The sequence below is a fragment of the Stenotrophomonas sp. 14P6.2.3 genome, assembly GCF_057799055.1.
The window spans coordinates 282,007-307,164 of record NZ_JBYOLA010000001.1; the positions used below are offsets into that span (position 1 = coordinate 282,007).

The following is a 25,158-nucleotide window of genomic DNA, read 5'->3' on the forward strand; positions in this document are numbered from 1 at the left end:
GTAGCGCCATTCCCGACACAGAGCTCCAGCTTTTACCAACTCCGCTCTAGGAAAAGTCTCAAAAATCGAACGTTTTCGATGCTCGACGCGACAGCAGCGCCAGAATGGGCGCCACGCCACTCGGCGCTGACAACACTGCTGCGCATGAACGGATTCCCTGCACCGCGCCGGCTTCGCCTGGCGCTGCTCGATGACCATGACGTCGTCCGCCGCGGTACGGCCTTTCACCTCGGCAACGACAGCCGCTTCGAGATCGTCGCCAGCCACAGTGACAGCCAGGCCTTCGTGCTGGCCCTGCAGCAGTGCCGCGCGGATGTGGCGATCATCGACATCACCCTGGCGCCGGGTGATATCAGCGGCGCCGATCTCGTCCAGCATCTTCGACAGGCGCTGCCGCGGGTAACGCTGCTTGGCTTCGCCGGGCAGAATTCGGTGGCGATCATCAACCACCTGCTGGATGCGGGAATCAGCGGCTTTGTCGGCAAATCCGAGCCTTTGGCTGAACTCTCCGACGCGGTTGTGCGCGTCTCGCAAGGACTTTGCCGGATACCGCCCTCGTGCAAGTTGCTGACGCCCTGCGATTCCCTGAGCCGGAATGAGCGCGAGGTCATTCGATTGGTTCTGGACGGGCTGACCGTCTCCGAGATTGCCCTGCACCGGCACCGCAGCGTCAAGACCGTCAGCACGCAGAAGATTGCCGCCCTGCGCAAGCTGGGGCTGCGCAACGACGCGGAGATCTTCGCCATGGGGCAGCAGCTGGAGGCCCTGTGACCGCGCTGTTGAAGCGCGCCCGCAAATCCCTGCTGCTGGCGTTGCTGACACTGCTTCCTTGCACGTCCGCCGGCGATATCCAGCACGGAGAATGGGCGGCTGGGCGCGAGGTCCGGGTGGCTGCAGGGCCCACGCTGCACCCTGCCCCCGAAGATGCTGCCGACACGGAAGTGCTGCAGACGCTGGCGCATGGCTATGCTGCGCTCGTTGCCCGCCATTCCGGCCTGGCCTTCGTTGAAGTCCCCTTCCCCAGCACCCTGGCAGCGATGAGTGCCGTCTGCGAGGGACGGGCTGATCTGGTGCTGGTGCAGGGTGCTGGCGATGGGGCGCACCTGCCCTGCCCCAGCCTGGCGCCATCGCGCAGCTTTCATGGCGGCGCGAGCGTGCTCGCCGGCCGCATCGGTGAACGCTTGCCGCGGAAAGTTGCCGATGCCGGCACGCTGCGGATCGCTGCCGTTGACGGCGGCCCCTATCCGGCGTGGCTGGCCGAGCACTATCCCGCAGTGCCCGTGCTGCCCCAGCCCAGCATGCGGGCGGCATTGGCTGCGGTGGATGCCGGCATTGCCGACGCAGCGATCGGCCTTGAATCCACCGCGCGCGCGATGACGCGGCGCTACTTTTCCCACAGCCTGCGCCTGCAAGTGCTCGACGCCAGTTTCCCGACCCAGCTGCACCTGCTTGCCAGGCGCGAAGACCAGGAACTGCTTGAGCGCATCGAGGCAGCACTGGATGACATCACCATCGAAGAACATGCCCAGCTCCTGCAGCGCTGGGCCCAGCAGGCGTTGCCAACCGCGTTCGGCCACAAGGCCCGCGGAGGTTTCGATGGTGCCACGCTCTGGCTATTGCCAGCCGCTGCCCTGCTGCTGACGCTTCCCTTGCTGGCTGTGCGCAGATTGCGCCAGCAGCAGGGCCGTGATCGGAAGCACGCACAGATGACAGGCATGATCAGCCATGAGGTGCGCAATTCCGCCCAGGCCGTCATGGCGTCAATCGACCTGCTGGGACAGGCGCCACTGCCGGCCAGCCAGCGCGAGCTGGTGGCCGCCGCTGCAAATGCGGGCCACGCGCTGCGCGGACTGCTCAATCGCACACTGGATTTCTCCCGCCTGGCCAGCGGCACTTTCCGGCCAAAGCGAGAGCCCTGCGACGTCCCCGCGCTCTGCACGCAGGCACTGCAGGCCATCGCACCCCAGGCGCAGAAGAAAGCGCTGACCCTGCAGCTCTGCGTGCCGCAGACGCCGTTCCCGCTGCTGGCGACGGACCCGGACTGCCTGCGGCAACTGCTCGACAACCTGCTCGGCAATGCCGTCAAGTTCACTGATGTAGGCGGCATTGAGCTGCGCCTGCAGCTGGATGCGCCAGCAAAGCCCGCAGCACTGCTGATGGAAGTCATCGACAGCGGCATCGGCATCACGCCAGCGCAGATGGCTGGACTGTTCGAGCCCTTCCAGCAGGCCGACGCCGGCAGGCAGCGTGGTGGCAGCGGGTTGGGCCTGTCCATCTGTCGCACGCTGGCCGAAGCCATGGGCGGCACCCTGGATGTTCATAGCGTGCATGGACGTGGCAGCCGCTTCATTCTGCATCTGCCCGTGCAACCGGCGCAGGATGATGCGCAGACCGCTTCAACAGCGGCCCCCCTGCCCCGGCTGGACGGCTTGCGCATCCTGCTGGTCGAGGACCACGCGCTGAACCGACAGGTCATTGCAGCCCAGCTGCGGTGCTGGGGCGCGACGGTGCAGGAGGCTGCCAACGCCGGCGATGCATTGGCACTGCAGAAGGAGGTGCCCTGCCCGCTGGTGATGCTGGATATCGGCCTGCCGGGAATGGATGGCTATGCGTTGGCCCGGCAATTGCGATTGCATGAGGCAGAAGGAGCGCCTCGTGCCCGGCTGCTTGCGCTTTCCGCCTTCACCGGCGGCGACCATGCACTGCGCTGCCAGGCGGCCGGCATCGATGCAGTGCTGGTCAAGCCGCTGCAGATCGATGCGCTGCTGCAGGCGCTCGATCAGCCTGTGGCCGCCAGTATCAACGAGGGCATTGCCCAGGAACTGGTGGCCGCCTACGAAGAAGATATCGATCATGAACTGCAATGCCTGCATGAAGCGATCGGTCATTGCGATGCCGTGCGGTTGCGCCATCACGCGCATCGACTGCAGGGGGTGCTGCAGATGCTCGGCGCGGGCGGCATGGCGGCACTTGCTGGTGAACTCTGGGAGTTGGGCGACCGCACGCCACCCGGATGGGGCGATGCGCGCCAGGTGCTGGCCGAGATGCAAGGCTGGCGCGGCTCCCGGAGTACGGAAGCCACGCCGGCCGCCTGAATCAGGCAGCGTTGCGGCCCGCCTGGCGGCGGGTCAGGTCGTTGAAGCGACCCAGCGACATCAGGTGCTGGTGGATCAGCGCCAGCCAGCCGTTGCGGTGCCATTCGACGACGGTCGCGTCCGGAAGCGCGATGAACTTCTCCACGTCGACCACGAAGAAGCCGTTGAGGTTGAACTCGCGACCATCGGGCAAGCGCACGGTGGCGTTGCGCTCGACCAGCAGGCCGTTGTCGACCAGCGCCTTGGAGAACGCCTGGGTCTGTTCGTGTTCGCGGGTGAACTGGCCGCAGAACTCGAGTGCCTGCTGCACCATGTCGGTGGCCTTGCCATCGACGAACAGCGGCTGGCCTTCTTCGCCGCCACGGACAACGCGCGGGCTGTCTTCATCGATGCCGAGCAGGAAGTCATTGTCCGCGCCGGTATCGATGAAGATGAAGGGATGGCGGCGCAGGTAGGCCGGGATGTAGGTCTCGTCGTCCCACAGGCCATCGGTGATGAACAGGTTGTCGGTGGTCACACCCACGGCAGCCATCGGCACCGCGCTCGGGCCTGCGAACAGGATCGGGAAGTGGTGCAGCGCCAGCGAGAATTCGCCCAGCACCAGCGGGATCGAGTTGCTGCTGGCAGCGAATTCGAGCTTGCCCGGCAGGATGCGCAGATCGGCGTGCAGGTCTGCCTGCAGCGGCACCGGACGGGTGTAGAACAAGGGCGCGCTGCTCGGCGCAGCTTCGGTGGTGGTGTCGCTGGTGGTGGTCATCGTGGAAACCATGTCGATCATGCGCGCCTGCCATCCCGGGCGCGCCAGCGGGAACAACCTGAATCCCGCATTATCAACAAGGCAGGTGACAACGGCCACCCCGCGGCCGACTTATTTCAGCTGCAACGGGTAACGCTGCCACAGAACGTGGACCAGGAAGCCGGCCAGTTCGGTGTCGCGCGCACTGACCGCCGCGCGGATCTTGTCCAGCAGGACCATGTCGCTGCAATGCCGCACATCAGCGTGATTGGCCTGCCCTGCGCGCCGCGCCCGATAGCGCGCGGCCCGCTGCGCGTCGCTCATTGCGTACCCGAACTTGGGCGGCCGACCGCGTTTGCGCGGCAGGGTCAGCTCCAGGGTTCCGGGATCATTGTCATCACGCATGGGCAGGGTGCGGGCGGCGGCAAGCAACGGGGGGTGCGCAATTTATCGTGAGGCATCACTTTAATCCAGCTTTTTCTGCAGTTTTGTTGCAATGCAGTGCAAGTGCGTGGCGCACGAATGGCACCCATCCACGCCATGCGTGGATGAGCCCCCGCCAATACGCAAAAAGGGGAACCCGCGAACGGGCTCCCCTGCTCCTTCCTTAAGACACACGCACCGGCTCGTAGCCGTGCAGATGCGATTCGCTGCTGGCGCGTCCCTGGCTCAGCGAACGCAGCGAGGTCGTGTAACCGACCAGCTGTGCCAGCGGCGCGAAACCGCTGACTTCGGCGCGACCGTCCTGGTCGTCGATGCGGGCGACCCGGCCATGGCGACGATTCAGATCGCCCACCACGTCACCCACCGAGGCGGACGGCGAATGCACCGTCACCGCCATCACCGGCTCCAGCAATTGCGTGCCGCTGGCCGCCAGTGCAGCCTTGATGCCCTCGCTGCCCGCCCGATGGAACGCCATCTCCGACGAATCCTTCGCGTGGGTCTGGCCATCCACCAGGCTGACCTCGATGCCGACCACCGGATGGCCCTGGGGGCCTTCCGACAGCGCGGCACGAACGCCCTTCTCCACCGCAGCGATGAAGTTGCGCGGCACCACGCCACCAACGATGCGGTCATTGAACACGACCTCGCCGTCGTCGCGCGGCGCCACGTCCAGCACCACGTGTGCAAACTGGCCCTGGCCACCGGTCTGCTTGACCAACCGGCCCACAACACCTTCAACGGCACGCTGCGGCGTCTCCTGGTAAGCCACGCGCGGCGCACCAATGCCGATGTCCAGCTTCCATTCGCTGCGCAGGCGCTCGACCATCACTTCCAGGTGCAGCTCGCCCATGCCCCAGGCCAGGGTTTCACCGGTGTCGCGATCGGTTTCCACCCGGAACGAGGGATCTTCCTGGGCCAGGCTGGCCAGACCTTGCGCCAACCGGATCAGATCGGCCGCACGCGCCGGCTCCAACCGCCATGCCAGCACCGGGGCCTGCGCCTGGATGCTCTCCAGAAGCAACGGCTGCCCTCGCCCGCTCAGCGTTTCACCGCTGACCGCATCCTTCCAGCCCAGCACCGCCACGATGTCGCCGGCCACGGCCTGCCCGATGTCCTGGGTCTGGTCGGCCTGCACGCGCACCAGCCGGCTGATGCGGCGCCCTTGCGGGTGCTGCGAGCTGGCCACGTTGTCGCCCACCTTCAAGGTGCCCGAGTACAGCCGCACGAAACTCAACGCGCCGTGCTGCTGGTGGGTAATCTTGAACAGCAGGCCCGCCAACGGGCCGTCCGGGTCCGGCGGCAGCAGGACGTCGCCGCCCTCGCTTTCAGCGGTAACGGCAGGACGATCCAACGGCGACGGCAGGTAATCGACCACTGCATCCAGCAGCGTTTCGATGCCCTTGTCCTTGAACGCGGCACCGGCCAGCACCGGCACGCCGGCACCCGCCAACGTCGCGCGGCGGATCGCTGCGCGCAGCATCGCCGCGTCGATGTCACGGCCTTCCAGCCACGCCGTTGCCAGCACATCGTCATGGTCGGCCACGGCCTCGACCAGCGCATTGCGCTGCGGCTGCCACTGCGCGCGCTCGGCGTCGCTCCAGGCCGTCACCGTCGCCGCGCCGCCGTCCTGCCAGTGCAGCACGCGGCCATCGACCAGGTCGACCCAGCCATGGAAGTCACCTTCGCTGCCCAGCGGCATACCCAGCGCCCACGGTCGCGCCCGCAGCTTGTCCTGCAGCTGTTCCAGCACGCGCTCGAACGAGGCGCCGATGCGATCCATCTTGTTGACGAACGCAATCAACGGCACGCCATGCCGGCGAGCCTGGCGCCACACGGTTTCCGACTGCGGCTGCACGCCGTCCACGGCCGAGAACACGGCCACGGCACCGTCGAGCACGCGCAGCGAACGCTCGACTTCGATGGCGAAGTCGATGTGGCCGGGGGTGTCGATCAGGGTCAGCTGATGCAGCGGCAGATCGCGCGGCGCCCATTGCGCGTGCACGGCGGCGGCGCCGATGGTGATGCCACGCTCGCGCTCGATCGCCGAGAAGTCGGTGGTCGCGTTGCCGTCGTGCACTTCGCCGACGCGGTGGATCTCGCCGGTCTTCCACAGAAGGCGTTCGGTAAGGGTGGTTTTGCCAGCGTCGATGTGGGCAATGATGCCGAGGTTGCGAAGACGCGACAGAGTCTGGGTATTGGTGTTCATGAGATGGGTTCCTGCTGGGCCAACTTCGGGGGGCCGCACACCCCGGTTGGCTACAGGGTGTGCGGCTGACGTTCGGTCTCGGCGATCTGGTGCATGGCACGTTCTCCTTGCGGTGGAGCGGGTTGAGGGATGGAAGGCGGAAACGAAAAGAGCGCCCCGGAGGGCGCTCTGTGGATGGTCCAGCGAAGGCCGCGATCAGCGGCCTCGTGGGGCTCCAGGCAGACACGCCCGTTCCGCGCTTGCGCGGGTCAGGGTGAAAAACTTCAGGAGCGGCATCCGGTTCATGCGGCGCATTCTAGACCTGTGAATCTGGCGCGCAAGTGAATATTGCGCACATATATGGAACGATGAGCCCCATGGTAGAGCCACCCCATGGGTGGCTGCTACGCAGGCCAACAGGCGCCTTACTTGCAGTCGTGCAGCCGGCGGGCATCACCCACGGTCGCAGCATGCTGCTCTACGGTCGACACCCAGCCCTTCAGGGACATCGCCGGGTCGGTGCGCGGCTTGCGCGGACCGCCATGGATCAGCACTTCTGTCCAGCTGCCGGTGGGCGCCAGTTCGGCCAGGCGCGCCGCCTGGTCTTCATCGGTACTGAAGGTGTCACCCGGCGCGGACGGCTTTGCGTTGTTGACCGTCGCTTGCTTGCGCACGCGTACACGCAGGACGCCGTCCGGCATGCGCTGGGTGGCCACCTCGTAGCGCTCCACGCCGTAGGCCCACGTGGATTCACCGGGGCGACGCGTCTCGGTGCCGTCATCGGCAACCTCGATCGACTCGCCGGTGACCGCGCCCAGCGCGGCAATGCCGCCGAAGCCGGCCATCATCGCCTCGTAAGCCACCATCTGCCGCTGTTCGACCGACAGCTTGCTGGCATCGGGCTTCATCCCAGGCAGATTGAGGTAGGCCGCATTCTTGCACAACAGCAGCACACGCTTGTCCTCCCAGGCCATGCCGATCTCACCATTGCCGAAGTACTCGGTGGTGAACGATGAAACCGCTGCACCCTCGCCGGTCGAATGCCGTATCTCAATCAGCGACGCCTGCTCGGATGCAGTCATCAACGAAACCTTGGTGGTCGCAGCGGCGTTTGCAGCGCCGACAACGCCGATCAAGGCGACAAACAGGGCGCAACGCGGGCGGGAGAGATTCATCAGGCCATTCCTTTGAAAAAATCGCGCCGCACATGATACGCGGCACAACCTGGCATGCCCGCTTCGCCTCAGGTAACCACCACCAACGGCACACCGCGGCGCGGATGCTGCAGCACCACCACGTCCTGTTGGTAGACGCGCTGCAGGTTGGCTTCAGTCAACACCTCCGAAGGCGTGCCGTCAGCCGCCACCCTGCCCTGTTCCAGCAGCACGATGCGATCGGAGTAGCCGGCTGCCAGATTGAGGTCATGCAGCACCAAGATCACGCACGCGCCAGCTTCGGCGCAGGCACGCACGCTGCGCAGGGTGCGCTCCTGGTGGCGCAGATCCAGCGCAGCCGTGGGTTCATCCAGCAACAGCAACGGCGTGTCCTGCGCCAGCACGCGGGCGAAGGTGGTCCGCGCCGATTCACCACCCGACAGCTGCTGCACTTCGCGCAGGCGCAGTGACTGCAGTTCGGCAGCATCGATCGCGCTTTCCACCTGCGCATCGTCCACCTGCGGATCCGGCGGATGCGGCAGGCGCCCCATCGCCACGACTTCTTCCACGCTGAAGGCGAAGCGCACGCCGTGCTCCTGCGGCATCACCGCACGTTCGCGCGCAAGTGGCCCGGCTTTGTAGTCGCGCAACGGGCGTCCGTGCAGATGCACGTCGCCACCGTCGGCGCGCAGATCGCCAGCCGCCACACCCAGCAGGGTGGACTTGCCGGCACCATTGGGCCCCACCAGCGCGGTCACCGTGCCCGGCTGGAACGCAAGGGTGATGCCATGCAGGATCTCGCGCTGCTGGCGGCGCACCACCACGTCGCGCAATTGCAGGAATGCGCTCATGCGGCCGCCTTGCGACGCTGCTGCAGCACCAGCCACAGGAAGAACGGCGCGCCCAGCGCGGCAGAGAACAGGCCCAGCGGAATCTCGGCAGGCGGGTCCAGTGTGCGTGCAGCGGTGTCGGCCACCACGATCAGCAGCGCACCCAGCAGGCCCGACAACGGCAGCAGCCATCGATGGCCGGGGCCAACCAGCAAGCGTGCCACGTGCGGCACCACCAACCCTACGAAGCTGATCGACCCGGCGAATGCCACGGCAGAGCCAACCAACAGTGCACTGAACGCCACCAGCAGGCGGCGTGTACGCGCCACATCCAGCCCCAGGTGCTGCGCCTGGCGTTCGCCCAGCGCCAGCATGTCCAGCGGCGTGGCCAGGCGCTGCAGCGCGAACGCACCGATGACAAACAGCGGCAGCACCGCCACCACATCAGCCCAGTTCGCCCGCGCCAACGAGCCCATCTGCCAGAACACCAGCGATTGCAGCTCGCTTTCGTTGGCGATGTAGGTCAGGAAACCGATCAGTGCAGAGCAGAAGGCGGCCATCGCAATACCCACCAGCAACAGCGTGGCGTTGCCACTGCCCTTGCCCGGCCGTGCCAGTGCGTAGGTCAGTCCGATCGCGGCGGCACCACCGCCGAACGCCGCCACTGGCACCAGCCAGCCGGCTGCGCCCGCCGCACCGAGCACGATCGCCGCCACCGCGCCCAACGCAGCACCCTGACTGACGCCGACGATGCCCGGATCGGCCAGCGGATTGCCGAACAGTCCCTGCAGGCTGGCGCCGGCCATCGCCAGCGCCGCCCCCACCATGGCACCCAGCAGTGCACGCGGAATGCGCAGCTGCCACACCACGGCCAGGTCACGGCTGCTGACCGACTGCGGATCGAGCAGGCCCAGCTTCACCGCCAACGCCTGCATCACTTCCAGCGGCGGCAGCCGCAGCGGCCCCACGGCAAACGACGCCAGCACCGCACCCAGCAGCGCGACCAGCGCAATCAACAACATCGTCCGCCCGCGACGGCGGCGCCGATCCGCAGGACTCATGCCTTCGGCAGCGCCGCCAGCGCCTGGGCCAGAGCCAACGCGCCCGCACCGGAACCGATGCTGGCGTACTTCAGCTGCGCATCCGGCATCACCCAGACCCGGTTGGCCTGTCCGGCCGGGGTCTGCTTCAGCGTCGGGTAGGCCTTCCACAGGCCCTCGGCGCCGCCGAACAATTGCAGGTCATGCTCGGTCACCAGAATTACCTCCGGTGCCGCCGCGACCACGCCTTCGTTGCTCAGCTGCGAATAGTTGGCCACGCCGGCCTCGGTGCCGATGTTGATGCCGCCTGCCAGCGCGATCAGCTTGGCCGACGCGCTATCGGCACCGGCCACGGTCGGTGAACCGCCTGCACCCGTCGCCGACACATGGATCACCCGCGGCGCATGCCCCAGGCCCTTGCCGATCGCGGCAGCCTCATCCAGCTGACGCTGCACCTGGGTGGCCAGGGTCTGCCCTGCATCGGCCACGCCGAGCACGGCGGCAATCTTGCGCACCTTGTCCGGTGCCGGCTGCAGGTCATCAATCACCACCGCAGGCTCGCCCACTTCGCGCAGCTTCTTTGCCAGCTCGGTGTGGCGGCGCAGGCTGTTGCCGATGAACAACGAGCCCTGCAGGCTCAGCACGCCTTCCACGCCGGTCGTGCGGTTGAACAGGAACTGATGCGGCGCAGCCAGGCCTGCCTGAGTCGTGGTGTTGGTCGGCGCGGCGAACACCTGCTTGCCCAGTCCCAGCGCTTCGATCACCGCGATGATGTCGTCGCCGCCGGCAATGATCCGGCTGGTGTCGTCCACCTCCACACCGGCACCATCGTCGGACTGGACCTTGGTCGGCAACACCGCCTGCTGCCCCGGCAGGGTCGGCACGTCATTGCCCGCCACCCGCTGCCAGCCTGCGGGAAGTGCCCCGGCCTCGGCGGTGGCGGCAGCCGGCGCAGCTGCGTCGGGGTTGCCCGAAGACGGCGGTGCCTTGTCGCCACAGGCGGCCAGCACCAGTGAAACGGCAAGCGGGAGCGCGCACAGGCGCAGGCGGGAAGCGATGTTCATGCAGGTTCTCCTTGCTGGCAGGGCGGCGGGGTGCCGCCCTGCCCTGTGGCTTACGGCTGACGCAGGCTGATGCGGGTGATGCGGTCACCCTTCGGATCTTCAGCGCCACGCGACTTGTTCACGGCGAAGACATTGCCCTTGCCATCGGCGCGGACGTGGTTCGGGAAGGTGCCGCCATCGAGGTTGCCGACCACCTTGCCATCACGATCAACCGCGGTGACCGTGCCGGCGCCGCGGTTGGTGACGTAGGCCAGGCCGCTCTTCGCATCGAAGGCCACGTTCAGCGCGCCGGCGCCGACCGGCACGTCGTGCACGACCTTGCCGCTGGCCACGTCGACGATCAGCAGGTTGTCAGTACCCTGCGAGGCCACGTAGAGGCGATTGCGCTGGGCATCGAAGGCCACGCCCGAGGCGCTGATCGAATTGCCCAGGTCGATCACCTTGTCGACCTTGCCGCTGGCCACATCGATCACCGCCGCTTCCGGGGTACCGATGCTGACCGTGAACAGCTTGCCGCTGGGCTCATCCAGCACCAGGCTCATCGGCACGAACTTCTCGTCGTCCACGCCGGAGGCCAGGGTGATCGGCTCCAGCGCTTTCAGCGTCTTCGCATCGAACACCGACAGATGGTCTTCGCCGGTGGCCGAGGCGAACACTTTGCCGTGCGTGCTGTCGACCACGACGTCGCGAGCGTGCGGCACGGTGCCGACCGGGAACTGATGCACCAGCGACAGATCCGCCTGGCGATAGACCGCCACGGTGTCCTGGCGGGTGTTGCTGACCCAGACGTTGCCATTGGCATCATCCACGCCCACGCCATACACCGCGAACACCGCACCGTTGGTGCTGCCCGGCACCTGCGCCGGGGTGATGGCCTTGGTCACCTTCAGCGACTTCGGGTCCAGCTTCAGCAGCTGCGACTGGGTGACCGGCGGGCGGCCGACGGCCGAGGTCACGAACACTGCGTTGCTGGCGGCGCTGTAGGCGGACTGGTACAGGCCCGGCACCAGCTTGTTGGACTGGGTGGCGAACTGCGCCTGGCCCGACAGCGGCAACTGCGGCGACACGCGCAGCTTCAGCACGGTTGCGGCGGCCGGCTGGCTGGCGCGCACCACCACCGGGTGGGTGCCCGGCACTGCGTCGGCCGGAATGGCCAGCTGGGTCTTGAAGTTGCCATCGGCATCGACCACCACCGGCTGGCTGTTGAGCACGGTATCGCCGCGCAGCAGGCTGACCTGCTGGCCCGGCACGAAGCCGCGGCCGGTGACGTCGGCGGTGCTGCCGGGCACCACGTTCTCACCGCGTGAGACAACCTGGCCCTTGAAGGTGGCGCTGGCCGGCTGGTCGAACACCGGCTGCGCGGTGGCGGTCACTGCCAGCAGCAGGCCGGCAGCCAGGGAAGTGAGACGGAAAGACGGACGGAACGACATGGAAGGCTCCTTGCACACGTAGGCCGCGCCTCGTGGCGCGGGATTCATCGGTTGCCTTGGCCGCTGCACGTCGACAGTCCGCCTGGGTAGTGGGGTCGCACGGCACTGCCGTGCGAGGGATTCATTCGGCGGCGTTGTCACCACCGGTTGACTGGCCGTCACCGGCACTGCGATCGGTCACGCCATACAGTTCATGCAGCGCCGCGTGGAAGGACGCCGGCAGCATCGGGCCATGGCCGAGACCAGGGAACTCGCGGTACTGCACGCTCAGCCCCGGCACGTTGCCCAGGCGTTCGGACAGCTGCATTGCCGCATCCGGGGTGGCGCCACCAATGCGGCGCAGATGCGCGACCACGCGCGGATTGCTCATGTCGCGCTTGCCGCGGTCGCCGACGCGCTCGGCGCCGCCCAGCATCAGCCACACCTTCGCGGGCTGACCGTGTGCGTTCTGCACGAACTGCTGTTCGACGTCGCCCAGCGGCGCTCCCTGGCTCCACCACAACGACGGGCTGGCGCTGAGGTAGTACTGGAAGGCGGCCGGACGGGTGTACAGGCTGCTGAGCACGAACAGGCCGCCCAGCGAGTGACCCCACAGCGCCTGTTGCTGGTGATCGATGTTGGCGCGGCGCTCGACTTCAGGCTTGATGCGGCGCTCGATCATGTCCAGGAACGCCGCCGCGCCGCCGCCGACGGCCTGGGTCTTGCCGCTTTCGTCATCGGCGCGATCTATCCACGCGGTGTAGTCGCGGGTGCGCGCAGCCGAATCGATGCGCAGATCGTTGTCGTAGCCGATCAGCACCAGCACCGGCGGCGCCTTGCGTGCGGCCAGCTCGGCCAGCAGCGGCTGGTCCAGCACCATTGCCACGGCGTTGCCGTCCAGCGCGTACAGCGCCGGCGCCGGGGTCTTCGAGGCCTTGGCCGGGATCGCAACATTTACCCGCCAGCGTCGCTGCTGGTCGGGGCTGTCGATCACGAAACGCTCGAAGCGATAGCTGGCCGCCGGTGCGTCGAGCACGGTCTGGCCCATCTTCTGCAGCGGATTGCGTTGCTGCGCATATGCATACGGGGTAGCCAGGAGCAGACCCATCATCAAGGCGGCCAGGCCGGATACCAGCGGGCCACGGCGCGGCGGCAGGACGGAAGACTTCATCAGTGACGGCGAAAGCGGCACACGGCCACCGGTTCACAAGGGACCGCAGTCTACCTTAAACGCGAATGATTATCACATCGATCAAACGTCACACTGTGTATCACGCGCGCGCCAGCACGTGCGCCAGCGCTTGCGCCGGAAGTCCGTGTTCATCTACTTTTCGTGCCATCGGGGCGCAGGAATCGCCCCGCCTCCGCGGGTGCCTGCCTGGCCCCCGCCCATCAGCTCCACAACCCCCGTGGGATCGGATCCCATGATTGTGAGAACACCTTGAAGCACAAAGCACTGATCGCACTTGCCGTTGGCCTCCTCGCTCCGCTGGCCGGCCACGCCGCGCCAAGCCTTGCCGGGCTGTATTCGGCCTATGAAGAGGCTGGCTATTCCTCTCTCGGGCTGGAAGAGCTCAACCAGACCGTGCAGTTCACGGCGGTGAGTCTGGGCGCCTCCAGCAACCTGCAGGGCGAGCCGGTCCTTGAGGCGGGCGACGAAGATGGCCAGGTATTGGCCCGACTGACCGCTTCCGATGACGAGCAGAACGCCAAGCTCGCAGCGATGGAGGAAGGCGTTTCCTTCACCGCCAGCTGCACGCTGCAGTTCAGCTCGGGATCGGATTACCTGGCGTTGGGAGACTGCGTTCTGCAGTAAGCAGCTCGGCACCACTGACAGCAGCGCAGAAACGACGAAGCCGGCTCAGAGCCGGCTTCGTTGCATGAGGCGACGTTGGCGACCTCAGGGGCCAGTAGGCACAGGGCCGTACGGGTTGTCCTGCGGCGTACCCGGTAGCAGCGCAAAGATCAGGATCACCAGGCCACCACCCGGCACCAGGGCCAGCAGATACAGCCAGCCGGACTGGCCGCAGTCATGCAGGCGGCGCACGGTCACTGCGATAAGCGGCACGATCGTGGCCAGCCAGAGCAGACCCACCAGCGCCAGCGCCCCGATGGTGATCCCGGCCATCCAGCTGGAATCAGCTTCCAGGACGAGGCCGGCAACCAGCGCCACCGTGAGCGAAAGCGCGGCTACCACGGTTGCCGCAAGCAACAGGAACAGCTGGAACATCCAATACTCGCGGCGGTTGGCGCGACCCTCGAACTGGGCATAGCGCTTCAACGGCAGCATCATTTCCTGCACGGCATCGTTCCTTGAAAAACAGGGCCGCGCAGTCTGCCAAATGCTGGCGGGCGGGGCAATGAGAAACCTTGCATGAAGCGAACCGGGCTATGCGCCCTTGGCCGCCCTCGCCGCCTCGCGCTCAGCGCGCAGCCGGTCCAGCTTTTCCTTCAGCTTGATTTCCAGCCCGCGCGGCACCGGGTTGTAGTACACCCGCTCGCCCATCGCATCGGGGAAACCGGTCTGGTCCAGCGCGATGCCACCCTCGGCGTCGTGGTCGTACTGGTACTCGGCGCCGTAGCCCAGCTCCTTCATCAGCTTGGTCGGGGCATTGCGCAGGTGCAGTGGCACTTCTTCGGTACCGCTGTCGCGCACATCGGCCTTGGCCTGGTTGAAGGCGGCATAGCCGGCATTCGACTTGGCGGTGCTGGCCAGGTACAGCACCAGCTGGGCGAAGGCGAGCTCGCCTTCCGGGCTGCCCAGCCGCTCGTAGATGTCCCACGCCTCCAGCGCCATGCTCTGCGCGCGCGGGTCGGCCAGGCCGATGTCTTCGATGGCCATGCGGGTCAGTCGACGTGCCAGATACGACGGATCACAGCCACCATCGAGCATGCGCGTGAGCCAGTACAACGCGGCGTCGGGATTGGAGCTGCGCACCGACTTGTGCAGCGCCGATATCTGGTCGTAGAACTGCTCGCCGCCCTTGTCGAAGCGACGGGTACGGTCAGCCAGCACCTGGGTGAGGGTCTGCGGGGTGATGCGACCACCCTCCCCGCCCGCCAGTTCGGCAGCGATTTCCAGCAGGGTCAGCGCACGACGCACGTCACCATCGGCGGCAGTGGCGATCTCCAGCAGCAGCTCCGGCGCAACCTCGATGTGTTCCTCGCCAAGGCCGCGCTCACGATCGCCCAACGCACGTTCCAGTGCTTCAACGATGTCGGTCGGCGAGACGCCTTCCAGCACGTGCACGCGGCAACGCGAAAGCAGTGCCGAGTTCAACTCGAACGACGGGTTCTCGGTGGTGGCGCCAACGAACAGGATGGTGCCGCGCTCGATGTGCGGCAGGAACGCATCCTGCTGCGCCTTGTTGAAGCGATGCACTTCGTCGACGAACAGCACGGTACGACGGCCTTCGGCGAAGCGCTGCGCCGCCTCGGCCAGCACCTGGCGCACCTCCGGCAGGCCGGACAGCACCGCGGAAATGGCACGGAATTCGGCGTCGGAGTATTCAGCCAGCAGCAACGCCAGCGTGGTCTTGCCGCAGCCCGGCGGCCCCCACAGGATCATCGAATGCACGCGCCCGGATTCAACCGCGCGGCGCAGCGCGCTCTCCGGCGCGAGCAGACGCTTCTGCCCGACCATTTCGTCCAGGGTGCGGGGGCGCATGCGCTCGGCCAGCGGGCGCATGTGTTCCCGATCGACACTCAGCAGATCGGGTCCGGGGAATGAAGTGGAGCGATGTCTTGGCACGTGCTCATTGTACCGCGAGAGCGTGCCAACCAAGGTTGGCACCTACCTGGGGCGGTAGTGCCGGGCCCTGCGAGGCGGATCAGGATCGGTAGTGCCGGCCGCTGGCCGGCAGATCAAAAGCGTGTCAACCAAGGTTGACACCCACCAAGGGCGAAGGTTGACACCCACCAGAGCAGGTAGCGCCGGGCCATGCCCGGCGGCCACGATCAATTGCCGATGACGTCGGTGCCGGCCGGCGGGGTGAAGCGGAAGGTGTTGGCGGCGAAGCTGGGGTTGCGCTTCCAGCCACTGAAGCTGATCACGGTGCGCTGGCCCACGGCGTCGGTGATCTCCATCTTCGCCAGGCCCAGCGCGTTGAAGCCGAGTGCGGCGTACTGGAAGCTGGCTTCGGTATCGCGCTTCGGCGACAGCGACAGCCACTGCAGGCCATCGCGCTGTGCGGCCTCTTCACTTACGTCGTACTGCTGCTCCAGCAGCGCCGGGTTGATCAGCGCGGTCAGCGGACTGTTCTGCTCTTCCTTGCCCTGCTCGCGCACGGTCGCCTGTTCCAGGTCCGGCTCGAACATCCAGACCTTCTTGCCGTCGGCCACGATCAGCTGCTCATGCGGGCGCACGTACTCCCAGCGGAACAGGCGCGGTGCCGACAAGGCGACGCGGCCGCTGGTGGATTCCTTGACCTTGCCGCGGCTGTCGAACACCTGCTGGCTGAACTGCCCATCCAGGCCCTTAAGGCCGGTGGTGAAGGTCTTCAGGTCATCACGGGCGCCGGCCCAGGCGCTGCCGGCGGCGGCGCAGGCCACGGCCAGGGTGGTGGTGGCAAGGAAACGACGGAGGCGAAGGTTCATGCAGGAATCCTGTGGGCGCGCGGCCAGGAAAGTTGGGTGCCAGTGTGCCCGGCAAAAGATGAATGGGCGATCAGGACGCCATTATGACGCCCTGATCGCTGATCGGCGATTCAGCCGCCAGCGCCCGGCAGCTTGCCGTACAGCACCTGACCACGGAAGCCGCGGCGCACCTCGCGGAACAGCGCGCGGAAGGCGGCATAGTCCTGCGGCTGGCACAGCGCCTCGGCGCCGCGCACCGCGTTCTGCTGCAGGCGGTGATGCACGGTCACTTCCTGGCCCTGTCGGCTCCAGTCGACCCGGTACTCGCCGGCCGCATTGGCAAACCGCTGGCTGCCGGGAATCGCGATGATCGGGGCATTGACCGGGAACTGCAGGCGATAGGTTTCCTCGCGCAGGCTGGCATTGCAGTAGAACGGCGTCTCGTTGTCCGGTGCCGAGGCGCTGGCATAAAGCCCGCGCACCGATTCGCCACCCGGCGGATCGGGTACGGCCATGCCGCCGGCCACGTCGAAGTCCACGTAATCCTCGGCCTGGAACGCCATGCGATAACCGAACGGCCGGGTCAGGTCGACCGGTACACCCTGCAGCTGCAGCTGGCCACGGCCATCGAAACCGGACGCGGCCATGATCGATTCTTCAGCGCGCGCCCGGTTCTGCGCATTGAGCTGGGCGAACTGTGCGCGCATGCCGATCTCGGCGTTGTCGCTCAGTTGCGGCACCGTCTCGCCACGCAGATTGCCCTGTGCGTCGAAGGTAAAGCGTACGTCCATCACCGTCGCGTTGCGCTGCGGATCGTTGGCCGGCGTGCGCGCCAGGGTCGCATCGCGGGTGTGCAGCACCGGCGCGCCAAGATCACCATCGGGCAGCTGGCCGAAGCGCGCCCAGGCACTGGTCGAGTCCAGATACAGATCGAACTCGGGCACATAGGTGATGGCGTGGTTGAAGCGACCCAGCAGCGGAATCTTCGGCAGCGTTGGGCCGCCACCTGCACCGATCAGCACCGGCGAACTGGTGATGCCCTTGGCCGCCAGCAGCGCCTCAAGAATCGTTACGTGGTCCTTGCAGTCGCCGTAGTGGTTGTCGAGGATGCTCTGCGCACTGTTCGGCTCCAGGCCACCGTTACCCAGGTACACCGCGACGTAGCGGATGTTCTGCGCGACCCAGCGGTACAGCGCATCGGCCTGCGCGCGGCGGTCACTGATGCCGGCAGTCACTTCGTCGGCCAGCGCCTGGATCTCCGGCGTGACCTGCGCGGCCGGACCGGCCTTCAGTTGATAGGCGCGACCCATCTGCGCCCAGTCGCGGTAGGTGCTGGCCATGATGTTCGGCCCGAACTCCCACACCGCCGCCGACCAGTTCTGCGCCTGCATCGGTTCGCGGCGCTGGTAGCGCCAGCGCCACGTCGCCTGGCCGTTCTTCACCACCGGGCGATCGCTGCCCTGCACGCCGCGGCTGTCCACGTGCATGGGCAGGTTGGCCGGCGCGCTCAGGGTCACTTCGGCATCGTCGTACTGGGTGAACACATTGAAGGTTTCCCACAGGCCGAAGTAGCCCGGGAAGTACGGCGTCAGCTGGGTGCGCCGCACTTGGTAGAACAGCCGCGTACCCGGCGCCAGGTTGGGGAACACGATCACCCGCACCTTGCGGTCGGCATACATCGCCGCCGAGGCGCTGGAATAGCTTTCCTGGGTGTAGATGCGATCGGCCGGCACCTCGCGGCGCTGGCCGTCGGCGGTCAGCGTGTAGGCGTTGACCACATCCAGCGTTTCCATCTTCTCGCTGTAGCTCAACCGCACCTGGCTGAACTGCTCCACCGCGGCCTTGGTCTTGAGCAGGATCTCGTAGGTTTCAGTCTGTACGTTGCCGGCATCAGGGCGCACCTGGTAGTCGGCGCGATAGCGGACGAAGCTGAAGTTGTTGCTGGCCTCGGCATCGCTGCCGGTGGATGGCGGCGCGACCGCGGGTACGGCTGTCGCGGCGGCATCGGCCAGCGCCGGGCCGGCTGCCAGCAGGCAGGCCAGCGCCAGCGCGCAGGAAACGGGTTGAAGCATGCGTCGGTTCCTTGGACGTCGGGAATGCGGCAGGGCTTACTTCGGCGGCGGCGGTGCCAGCACCGTGCGGTCGCCGTTGTGCTCGGGCGAACTGACCACACCGGCCGCTTCCATGGCCTCGATCAGTCGCGCTGCGCGGTTGTAGCCGATCTTCAGGCGACGCTGCACGCCGGAAATCGATGCACGACGGGTCTCGGTGACCACGCGCAGCGCTTCGTCGTACAGCGGGTCGGACTCATCACCACCGCCGGAACTGGTCTCCGGCAGGCCGGTCGCACCGACCACCACGCCATCGCCCATCGTCTGCACTTCGTCCAGCACGCCGTCGACATAGTCGGCCGGGCCCATCGCCTTGAGGTGCTCGACCACGCGATGCACTTCTTCATCGGACACGAAGGCGCCGTGCACACGCTCGGGCATCGCCGTGCCGGGCGGCAGATACAGCATGTCGCCGTGACCGAGCAGCGTCTCCGCGCCGGACTGGTCGAGGATGGTGCGCGAATCGATCTTCGAGCTGACCTGGAAGGCGATGCGGGTAGGAATGTTGGCCTTGATCAGACCGGTGATGACGTCCACCGACGGGCGCTGGGTGGCCAGGATCAGGTGGATGCCGGCCGCACGTGCCTTCTGCGCCAGGCGCGCGATCAGCTCTTCGACCTTCTTGCCGACGATCATCATCATGTCGGCGAATTCGTCGATGAAGATGACGATGAACGGCAGCGTCTCCAGCGGCCGCGGTGCCTCGCCCAGCTCCGGGTTCGGCTTGAACAGCGGGTCCATCATCGGCTGGCCAGCGTCCTGCGCGTCCTTCACCTTCTTGTTGAAGCCGGCCAGGTTGCGCACGCCTACCGCGCTCATCAGCTTGTAGCGGCGCTCCATCTCGGCCACGCACCAGCGCAGGCCGTTGGCGGCCTCCTTCATGTCGGTGACCACCGGCGCCAGCAGATGCGGGATGCCCTGGTAGACGCTCAGTTCGAGCATCTTCGGGTCGATCATCAGCATCCGCAGGTCTTTCGGCGACGCCTTGAACAGCAGGCTCAGCACCATCGCATTGACCGCCACCGACTTGCCCGAGCCGGTGGTACCGGCCACCAGCAGGTGCGGCATGCGCGCCAGGTCGGCCACGGTCGAGCGGCCGGCGATGTCCTTGCCCAGTGCAAGGGTCAGGGCGCTGGCCGACTTGTCGTATTCCTTCGAGCGCAGCAGCTCGGACAGGTAGATCATCTCGCGGGTGACGTTGGGGATTTCCAGGCCGATCACCGACTTGCCCGGGATCACATCGACCACACGCACCGACTTGACCGACAGGCCGCGGGCGATGTCCTTGTCCAGCGAACTGATCTGGCTGACCTTGATGCCCGGCGCCGGCTCGATCTCGAAGCGGGTGATGACCGGGCCGGGGTTGGCGCCGACCACCTGTGCATCGATGCGGAAATCCTTGAGCTTGAACTCGATCTGCCGCGACAGCGCGTCAAGGGTTTCCTTGTCATAGCCCACGGGCTGCGGCTTGGGATCATCCAGCAGGGCCAGCGGCGGCAGGTCCGAGCCATCGCCATTGACGCCGCGGAACATCGGGATCTGGTTGTCGCGCTTGGCCCGATCACTCTTTTCGATCACTGGTTCGGGGCGCGGCTCGATCTTCACCGGCTCACGCTTGGCGCGCACTTCGGCATCGGCCTTGCGCACTTCCTGGCGCTCCTCGCGCATCACGCGGGTCTGCTGCCACTCGGTGGCCTGCTCCTTCTTGCGCTCCAGCAACGGCGCCAGTGACATCACGCCGCGACCGATCTTCTCCATCACCACGAACCAGGACAGGCCTGTGGCCAAGGTGATCGAGGCCAGCAGCAGCACCAGCACGAACAGGTTCGCCCCGAGCGCGCCAAAGCCGACGCTGAGCGAATTGCCGACCAGCTTGCCGAGAATGCCGCCGGCATGGGACACGTCACCACTGAACAGGCGCACGTGCAGGAAGCCGGTGCCGGCAATCAGGAAGCCGACCAGCCCGACCAGCCGCAACGCGGGATCCAGATCGTTCTCGCCCTTGCTCTCGCGCTTGAGGCCGAACATTGCGATCCAGGCCAGCGCGCCCAGCACCACCGGCAGCAGGAAGGCGATATAGCCAAACAGCTGCAGCAGCACGTCGGCGATCCACGCGCCCGCGCGGCCGCCCATGTTGTGTACCGGCGCGACCACGCTGCCCGTGTGCGACCAGCCCGGGTCCGTCGCTGAATAGGTGAAAAGGCTTGCAGCCAGATACAGCAGCGCCGGCGCGATGGCGATCAGACCCAGGTCTCGCCACAGGCGCTGACGGCGTGGATTGTCGGTCGTGGCCGCTGCCGCCGTGCGACGCGATGCCTTTTTGTCGTCGGACTTGGAGCGTTCGGGGACCTGCTTCGCCACCTTAGACCATACCTTTGGAATGCGCTGTTAGTGTTTGATAATAAACGAGACGGCGTCAGTTTTCAGTTATCCGTTGCCGCACAAGCGGGGACAGGGCCCGAAACCGCCCGTGGATGGCGCTGTTCTGTTCATCGGCTTGAATCGCCCTGCCCCAGCCGCCACTCTATGACCAGCCAAGGATGCTGTGCAAACATCGCCGCGCCTTGTCCCATCTACCTTTTCGCGAGTCTACATGAGCACCAGCCTGCCCTCCCGCCACCAGCGTCTTGTCATCCTCGGTTCCGGCCCGGCCGGTTGGACCGCTGCCGTCTACGCTGCCCGCGCCAACCTGAAGCCGGTCGTCATCACCGGCCTGCAGCAGGGTGGCCAGCTGATGACCACCACCGAAGTGGACAACTGGCCGGGTGACGCCCATGGCCTGATGGGCCCGGACCTGATGGCGCGCATGCAGGCCCACGCCGAGCGCTTCGAGACCGAGGTGATCTTCGACCACATCCACACCGCGGACCTGTCGCAGCGCCCGTTCAAGCTGATCGGCGACAGCCACGAGTACACCTGTGACGCCCTGATCATCTCCACCGGCGCGACCGCCAAGTACCTGGGCATTCCGACCGAAGACGAGTTCAAGGGTCGCGGCGTGTCCGCCTGCGCCACCTGCGACGGCTTCTTCTACCGTGACCAGGACGTGGTCGTGGTCGGCGGCGGCAACACCGCCGTGGAAGAAGCACTGTACCTGTCCAACATCGCCCGCAAGGTCTACCTGGTCCACCGCCGCGACACCCTGAAGGCGGAAAAGATCATGCAGGACAAGCTGTTCGCCAAGGTTGAAGCCGGCAAGATCGAAACCGTCTGGCACCACCAGGTGGAGGAAGTGCTGGGCAACGAGGCCGGCGTGACCGGCGTGCGCGTGAAGTCGACCCTGGACGGCAGCACCCGCGACATCGATGCGCACGGCTTCTTCGTGGCCATCGGCCACCACCCGAACACCCAGCTGTTCGACGGCCAGCTGACCATGAACAACGGCTACCTGGAAATCCGTTCGGGCCTGGGCGGCAACGCCACCCAGACCTCGGTGGAAGGCGTATTCGCCGCCGGCGACGTGGCCGACCAGCACTACCGCCAGGCGATCACGTCGGCCGGTTTCGGCTGCATGGCCGCACTGGATGCAGAGCGTTACCTGGATGCACAGGGCAAGGCCAGCTGAGACTGGCTTCTGTAGTGTCGAGGAATGGTTTACTCGAAGCGGGCGCGAAAGCGCCCGCTTCAAAGCACTCAACCTGCCGTCGCGGGCTCCACACCGGCAGGGCTGATCGGAGCCCCATTCGATCCGCGCGACGTTCGGATGCACTGCACGACGTGGCGCACAGGCGGCGATTTCACACCATCGGCGTCCACGACCCGCGTATCCCACAGAATTGGCGCACTCCCGGCGTTCTCGCACCGCAGGGTGATCTGGCTGGGTTTGTCGTCGGGGGTAGTGATGTGAACCTTTCCGTCGCTACAGGTCCATCCGGGCGGGCAGCCCACGTTCGTGGTGACCAGTTCGATGGGGTACTGCGGATAGCCCTCGAAGGCGACATCAACCTGCTGTGAGCTTCCCTGGGGCAACTGGATTCCCTGGATGGGCTCGGCCTTCAACGGAACGCAGCCCTTGCCTTCGCGGAAGAGCCGGTAGCCCTTCTCGACTCCCTTCATGGAGGCAGTGCGGAACACCGGATCCAGCAAGGCGGCTGCGTCTTCAGCATTTGTGTGGAACGCTATCTCGATCACAACCGAGGGCATGTGTGCGAACCCGTTCTCGCCATGGCGGGCCGCCTCTGACTTTGCCGCAACTGGAAACTCTGTGTATGCGTCCTGCGCAGTAATGAGTTCATGCATATAGCACAGCGCCATATCGCCCAATTCACGATCTGCTTGCTTGTTTGCGTGGTAGTACGCTCGCGTGCCTCGGGCAGAGGGTGAGTCGCTTGCATTGGTATGAAGGCTGAGCATGCTCTCCACCGCCAGATGATTGGCGTAGTAAGGCCGCGACCTGATGTCGTCTTTTACCTCCCTATCCCTCTCCGTACTGTTGGCAAAGTGATGCCAGATGTCGGTGCGGTCAGGGAGCAGGTTCATAAGATGATAGCGTGCGGACATCTCACTCCACGGCCTCATCGAATCCGGGTGAAGATCGCCCGTATTGCGGCGAGCCCGATACACTGACGCCGAACCCCTGTCCTGAAGGAAGGTCTGCAGCTCCTCCGCGTACCCGGGAGTGATGAGATCCTCTCGAATGCCGTGACTGAGCGGACGCTGGAATTCCCACTCCCGACCGGGATGAATGCTCACCAGGCCATGACTGGCTGACACAAGTACCGAGTTTCCTAATGGCGCCACCCCCTGCCTGAACTGTAAGTCGCGCTGAAAGTAGTGCGAGTATGGCTTTCCCCCGTAGACGATTTCGGTCACTACTTCCCCCGCACCAGCCTGCAGTGCATAAGCTGCCAGCGCAGTCCTGATCCGCTGCTCGATATCCTCAAACGAGTGATCGTCTTCGCCATCCAGAATCCGCCGATCCAGATCAATGACCAGTACCTGCCGCACCAGATCAACCGACGCCGTCACGGCAAGGTTGGCCGACTTGGAGCGTGCCAGCTGGAAGCGGTCAAGCATGCGCTGCCCCTCCCGGGTCAACATAAGATCAAGCGCCACATCTGTGGCCTGCTCTGGCGGAACAACTTCGACGGACGCAGCAGGGCAGGAACTAGATGCTGCGAGAAGTAGCCCAAGAACTGCCGTGGGAATGATAGATCTCCGTTTCATGCTTAACTCCTGTGCGATGGACTGATGCACGCTTGCGTGCGCGCATCTGAGCGTTGCCCATCCATCCGCTAGGGATCAGCACTTCACTCCACATTGCTGCAGTTTTCGTAAAACCCTCAGGACCAGTTGCGGCGCCAGAACGCCACGAACGAGAACGTTTGGCACTGATTACCTCACCTGCCCTATCCTCTCCTCATGCCCACCGCCCGCTTCCTCGACTCCCTGCAGTCCATTCCCGCCACCGACTGGGATGCCCTGCACGACGGCCGCAACCCGTTCGTCAGCCACGCCTTCCTGTCCGGCCTGGAAACCTACGGCTGTCTGCGCGAGGACTGGGGTTGGCAGCCGCAGCACTTCACCCTGTGGGACGGCGACACCCTGGTCGGCGCCGCTCCCGGCTACCTGAAGACCAACTCGCATGGCGAGTTCGTGTTCGACCACGCCTGGGCCAATGCTTATGCGCGCCACGGCCGCGACTACTACCCGAAGTGGCTCGGCGCGGTGCCGTACTCGCCGGTGACTGGCCCGCGCCTGCTGGCCCGTGACGATTCGCAGCGCGCTGCGCTGTTGACGGCACTGCGCGAACAGATGCCCGCACTCGGCGTGTCGTCGGCACACATCAATTTCCACACGGTGGCTGACGAAACGGCCTTCAGTGACGATTGGCTGCTGCGTGAGGACATCCAGTTCCAGTGGCAGAACCCGGGTGACTGGAGCACGTTCGAGCAGTTTCTCGGTGCCATGAACCACAAGCACCGCAAGAACATCCGCCAAGAGCGGGCCAAGGTCGGCCGCCAGGGCATCAGCTTCCGGGTGGTGCATGGCGATGAGGCCACCCGCGCCGATCTGCAGGCGATGTACCGCTTCTACCTGCAGACCTTCCTGGAATACGGCAACGCGCCAGCGCTGACCGAGGCCTTCCTGCGCCATCTGGCGATCTCACTGGGTCGCGGTCTGGTGCTGTTCCTGGCCGAACATGACGGCGAGCCCATTGCCGGTGCGCTGTGCCTGCGCGGTGGCGACACGCTGTACGGCCGCTACTGGGGCGGCGCCACCCTGCCCGGCCTGCACTTCGAGGCCTGCTACTACCAGGGCATCGAATACTGCCTGCGCGAGGGCGTGGCCCGCTTTGAGCCGGGTGCGCAGGGCGAGCACAAACTGGCGCGCGGCTTCCTGCCGACCATCGTGCGCAGCCGGCACTGGGTGGCGGATGCGGAGTTTGCCGAGGCGCTGCGCGACTGGTGCCGGCAGGAGCGGCGGGATGTGAGGCGCTACCAGCAGGAGCTGCAGGGGCATAGCCCGTTTCGTGCGGAACCGTAGCGCCGGAGAAGCGTGCCAATCAAGGTTGG

General features: G+C 66.0%; 20 protein-coding genes. 5 read left to right on the plus strand and 15 right to left on the minus strand.

Features of this window, described 5'->3' with window-relative positions; translation table 11 throughout:
* The first annotated feature begins 78 nt into the window (after nt 1–78).
* A complete protein-coding gene (locus AC27VL_RS01210; RefSeq protein WP_488765345.1) occupies nt 79–771 on the plus strand; it encodes a response regulator in 693 nt (230 codons plus the stop codon).
* Nucleotides 768–3,095 (plus strand): ATP-binding protein, encoded by a 2,328-nt coding sequence (locus tag AC27VL_RS01215; protein ID WP_488765346.1) that lies wholly within the window; start codon nt 768–770, stop codon nt 3,093–3,095. Before AC27VL_RS01210 ends, AC27VL_RS01215 begins: the two co-directional genes overlap by 4 nt.
* 1 nt (nt 3,096) lies before the next feature.
* Here AC27VL_RS01215 and AC27VL_RS01220 read toward each other — a convergent pair whose 3' ends face one another.
* The 9 genes from AC27VL_RS01220 to AC27VL_RS01260 form a co-directional block, all read right to left on the minus strand.
* Nucleotides 3,097–3,852: a SapC family protein gene (locus tag AC27VL_RS01220; protein ID WP_100554115.1), complete on the minus strand. Its 756-nt coding sequence runs from the start codon at nt 3,850–3,852 to the stop codon at nt 3,097–3,099.
* A gap of 111 nt (nt 3,853–3,963) precedes the next feature.
* Nucleotides 3,964–4,236 carry a hypothetical protein gene (locus tag AC27VL_RS01225; protein WP_025877210.1) on the minus strand — a complete coding sequence of 91 codons (273 nt, stop codon included), beginning with the start codon at nt 4,234–4,236 and terminating at the stop codon, nt 3,964–3,966.
* Nucleotides 4,237–4,438: 202 nt separating this feature from the next.
* The gene (gene fusA / locus AC27VL_RS01230; protein ID WP_488765347.1) at nt 4,439–6,481 is read right to left on the minus strand and encodes an elongation factor G; all 2,043 of its coding nucleotides are present in this window, start codon (nt 6,479–6,481) and stop codon (nt 4,439–4,441) included.
* Nucleotides 6,482–6,885: 404 nt separating this feature from the next.
* Nucleotides 6,886–7,635 (minus strand): hypothetical protein, encoded by a 750-nt coding sequence (locus AC27VL_RS01235; protein ID WP_488765348.1) that lies wholly within the window; start codon nt 7,633–7,635, stop codon nt 6,886–6,888.
* A 68-nt stretch (nt 7,636–7,703) separates the two neighbouring features.
* The gene (locus AC27VL_RS01240; protein ID WP_488765349.1) at nt 7,704–8,465 is read right to left on the minus strand and encodes a heme ABC transporter ATP-binding protein; all 762 of its coding nucleotides are present in this window, start codon (nt 8,463–8,465) and stop codon (nt 7,704–7,706) included.
* Nucleotides 8,462–9,505 carry a FecCD family ABC transporter permease gene (locus AC27VL_RS01245; protein WP_488765350.1) on the minus strand — a complete coding sequence of 348 codons (1,044 nt, stop codon included), beginning with the start codon at nt 9,503–9,505 and terminating at the stop codon, nt 8,462–8,464. The genes AC27VL_RS01240 and AC27VL_RS01245 overlap by 4 nt, the downstream gene beginning before the upstream one ends.
* Nucleotides 9,502–10,548: a heme/hemin ABC transporter substrate-binding protein gene (locus AC27VL_RS01250; RefSeq protein WP_483022548.1), complete on the minus strand. Its 1,047-nt coding sequence runs from the start codon at nt 10,546–10,548 to the stop codon at nt 9,502–9,504. Before AC27VL_RS01250 ends, AC27VL_RS01245 begins: the two co-directional genes overlap by 4 nt.
* A gap of 50 nt (nt 10,549–10,598) precedes the next feature.
* Nucleotides 10,599–11,978: a Vgb family protein gene (locus AC27VL_RS01255; protein ID WP_100552508.1), complete on the minus strand. Its 1,380-nt coding sequence runs from the start codon at nt 11,976–11,978 to the stop codon at nt 10,599–10,601.
* Between the two features lie 121 nt (nt 11,979–12,099).
* Entirely contained in the window at nt 12,100–13,128 is a 1,029-nt protein-coding gene (locus AC27VL_RS01260) for an alpha/beta hydrolase (RefSeq protein WP_100552507.1), read from the minus strand.
* A 270-nt stretch (nt 13,129–13,398) separates the two neighbouring features.
* Here AC27VL_RS01260 and AC27VL_RS01265 point away from each other — a divergent pair, with 270 nt between their 5' ends.
* A complete protein-coding gene (locus tag AC27VL_RS01265) occupies nt 13,399–13,773 on the plus strand; it encodes a hypothetical protein (protein WP_100465333.1) in 375 nt (124 codons plus the stop codon).
* 84 nt (nt 13,774–13,857) lie between these two features.
* Here the strand turns inward: AC27VL_RS01265 and AC27VL_RS01270 are convergent, their stop codons facing one another.
* From AC27VL_RS01270 to AC27VL_RS01290, 5 genes are all read right to left on the minus strand, one after another.
* Complete coding sequence (locus tag AC27VL_RS01270) at nt 13,858–14,259, minus strand: DUF805 domain-containing protein (protein WP_100552506.1); 402 nt, start codon at nt 14,257–14,259, stop codon at nt 13,858–13,860.
* A gap of 87 nt (nt 14,260–14,346) precedes the next feature.
* Nucleotides 14,347–15,645 (minus strand): replication-associated recombination protein A, encoded by a 1,299-nt coding sequence (locus AC27VL_RS01275; RefSeq protein WP_223880159.1) that lies wholly within the window; start codon nt 15,643–15,645, stop codon nt 14,347–14,349.
* A 269-nt stretch (nt 15,646–15,914) separates the two neighbouring features.
* A complete protein-coding gene (gene lolA, locus AC27VL_RS01280; RefSeq protein ID WP_488765352.1) occupies nt 15,915–16,553 on the minus strand; it encodes an outer membrane lipoprotein periplasmic chaperone LolA in 639 nt (212 codons plus the stop codon).
* Between the two features lie 110 nt (nt 16,554–16,663).
* Nucleotides 16,664–18,604 (minus strand): DUF3857 domain-containing transglutaminase family protein, encoded by a 1,941-nt coding sequence (locus AC27VL_RS01285; RefSeq protein ID WP_488765353.1) that lies wholly within the window; start codon nt 18,602–18,604, stop codon nt 16,664–16,666.
* 36 nt (nt 18,605–18,640) lie between these two features.
* Nucleotides 18,641–21,004: a DNA translocase FtsK gene (locus AC27VL_RS01290; protein WP_100552503.1), complete on the minus strand. Its 2,364-nt coding sequence runs from the start codon at nt 21,002–21,004 to the stop codon at nt 18,641–18,643.
* 232 nt (nt 21,005–21,236) lie between these two features.
* Here AC27VL_RS01290 and trxB point away from each other — a divergent pair, with 232 nt between their 5' ends.
* A complete protein-coding gene (gene trxB, locus AC27VL_RS01295; RefSeq protein WP_025877237.1) occupies nt 21,237–22,208 on the plus strand; it encodes a thioredoxin-disulfide reductase in 972 nt (323 codons plus the stop codon).
* Nucleotides 22,209–22,276: 68 nt separating this feature from the next.
* On the opposite strand, the gene AC27VL_RS01300 is transcribed toward trxB, so the two are convergent.
* Complete coding sequence (locus AC27VL_RS01300) at nt 22,277–23,659, minus strand: N-acetylmuramoyl-L-alanine amidase family protein (protein ID WP_488765354.1); 1,383 nt, start codon at nt 23,657–23,659, stop codon at nt 22,277–22,279.
* 345 nt (nt 23,660–24,004) lie between these two features.
* Between AC27VL_RS01300 and AC27VL_RS01305 the strand changes: the two genes are divergently transcribed.
* On the plus strand, nt 24,005–25,129 hold the full coding sequence (locus AC27VL_RS01305; protein ID WP_488765356.1) for a GNAT family N-acetyltransferase: 1,125 nt from the start codon (nt 24,005–24,007) through the stop codon (nt 25,127–25,129).
* The last annotated feature ends 29 nt before the right edge of the window (nt 25,130–25,158 follow it).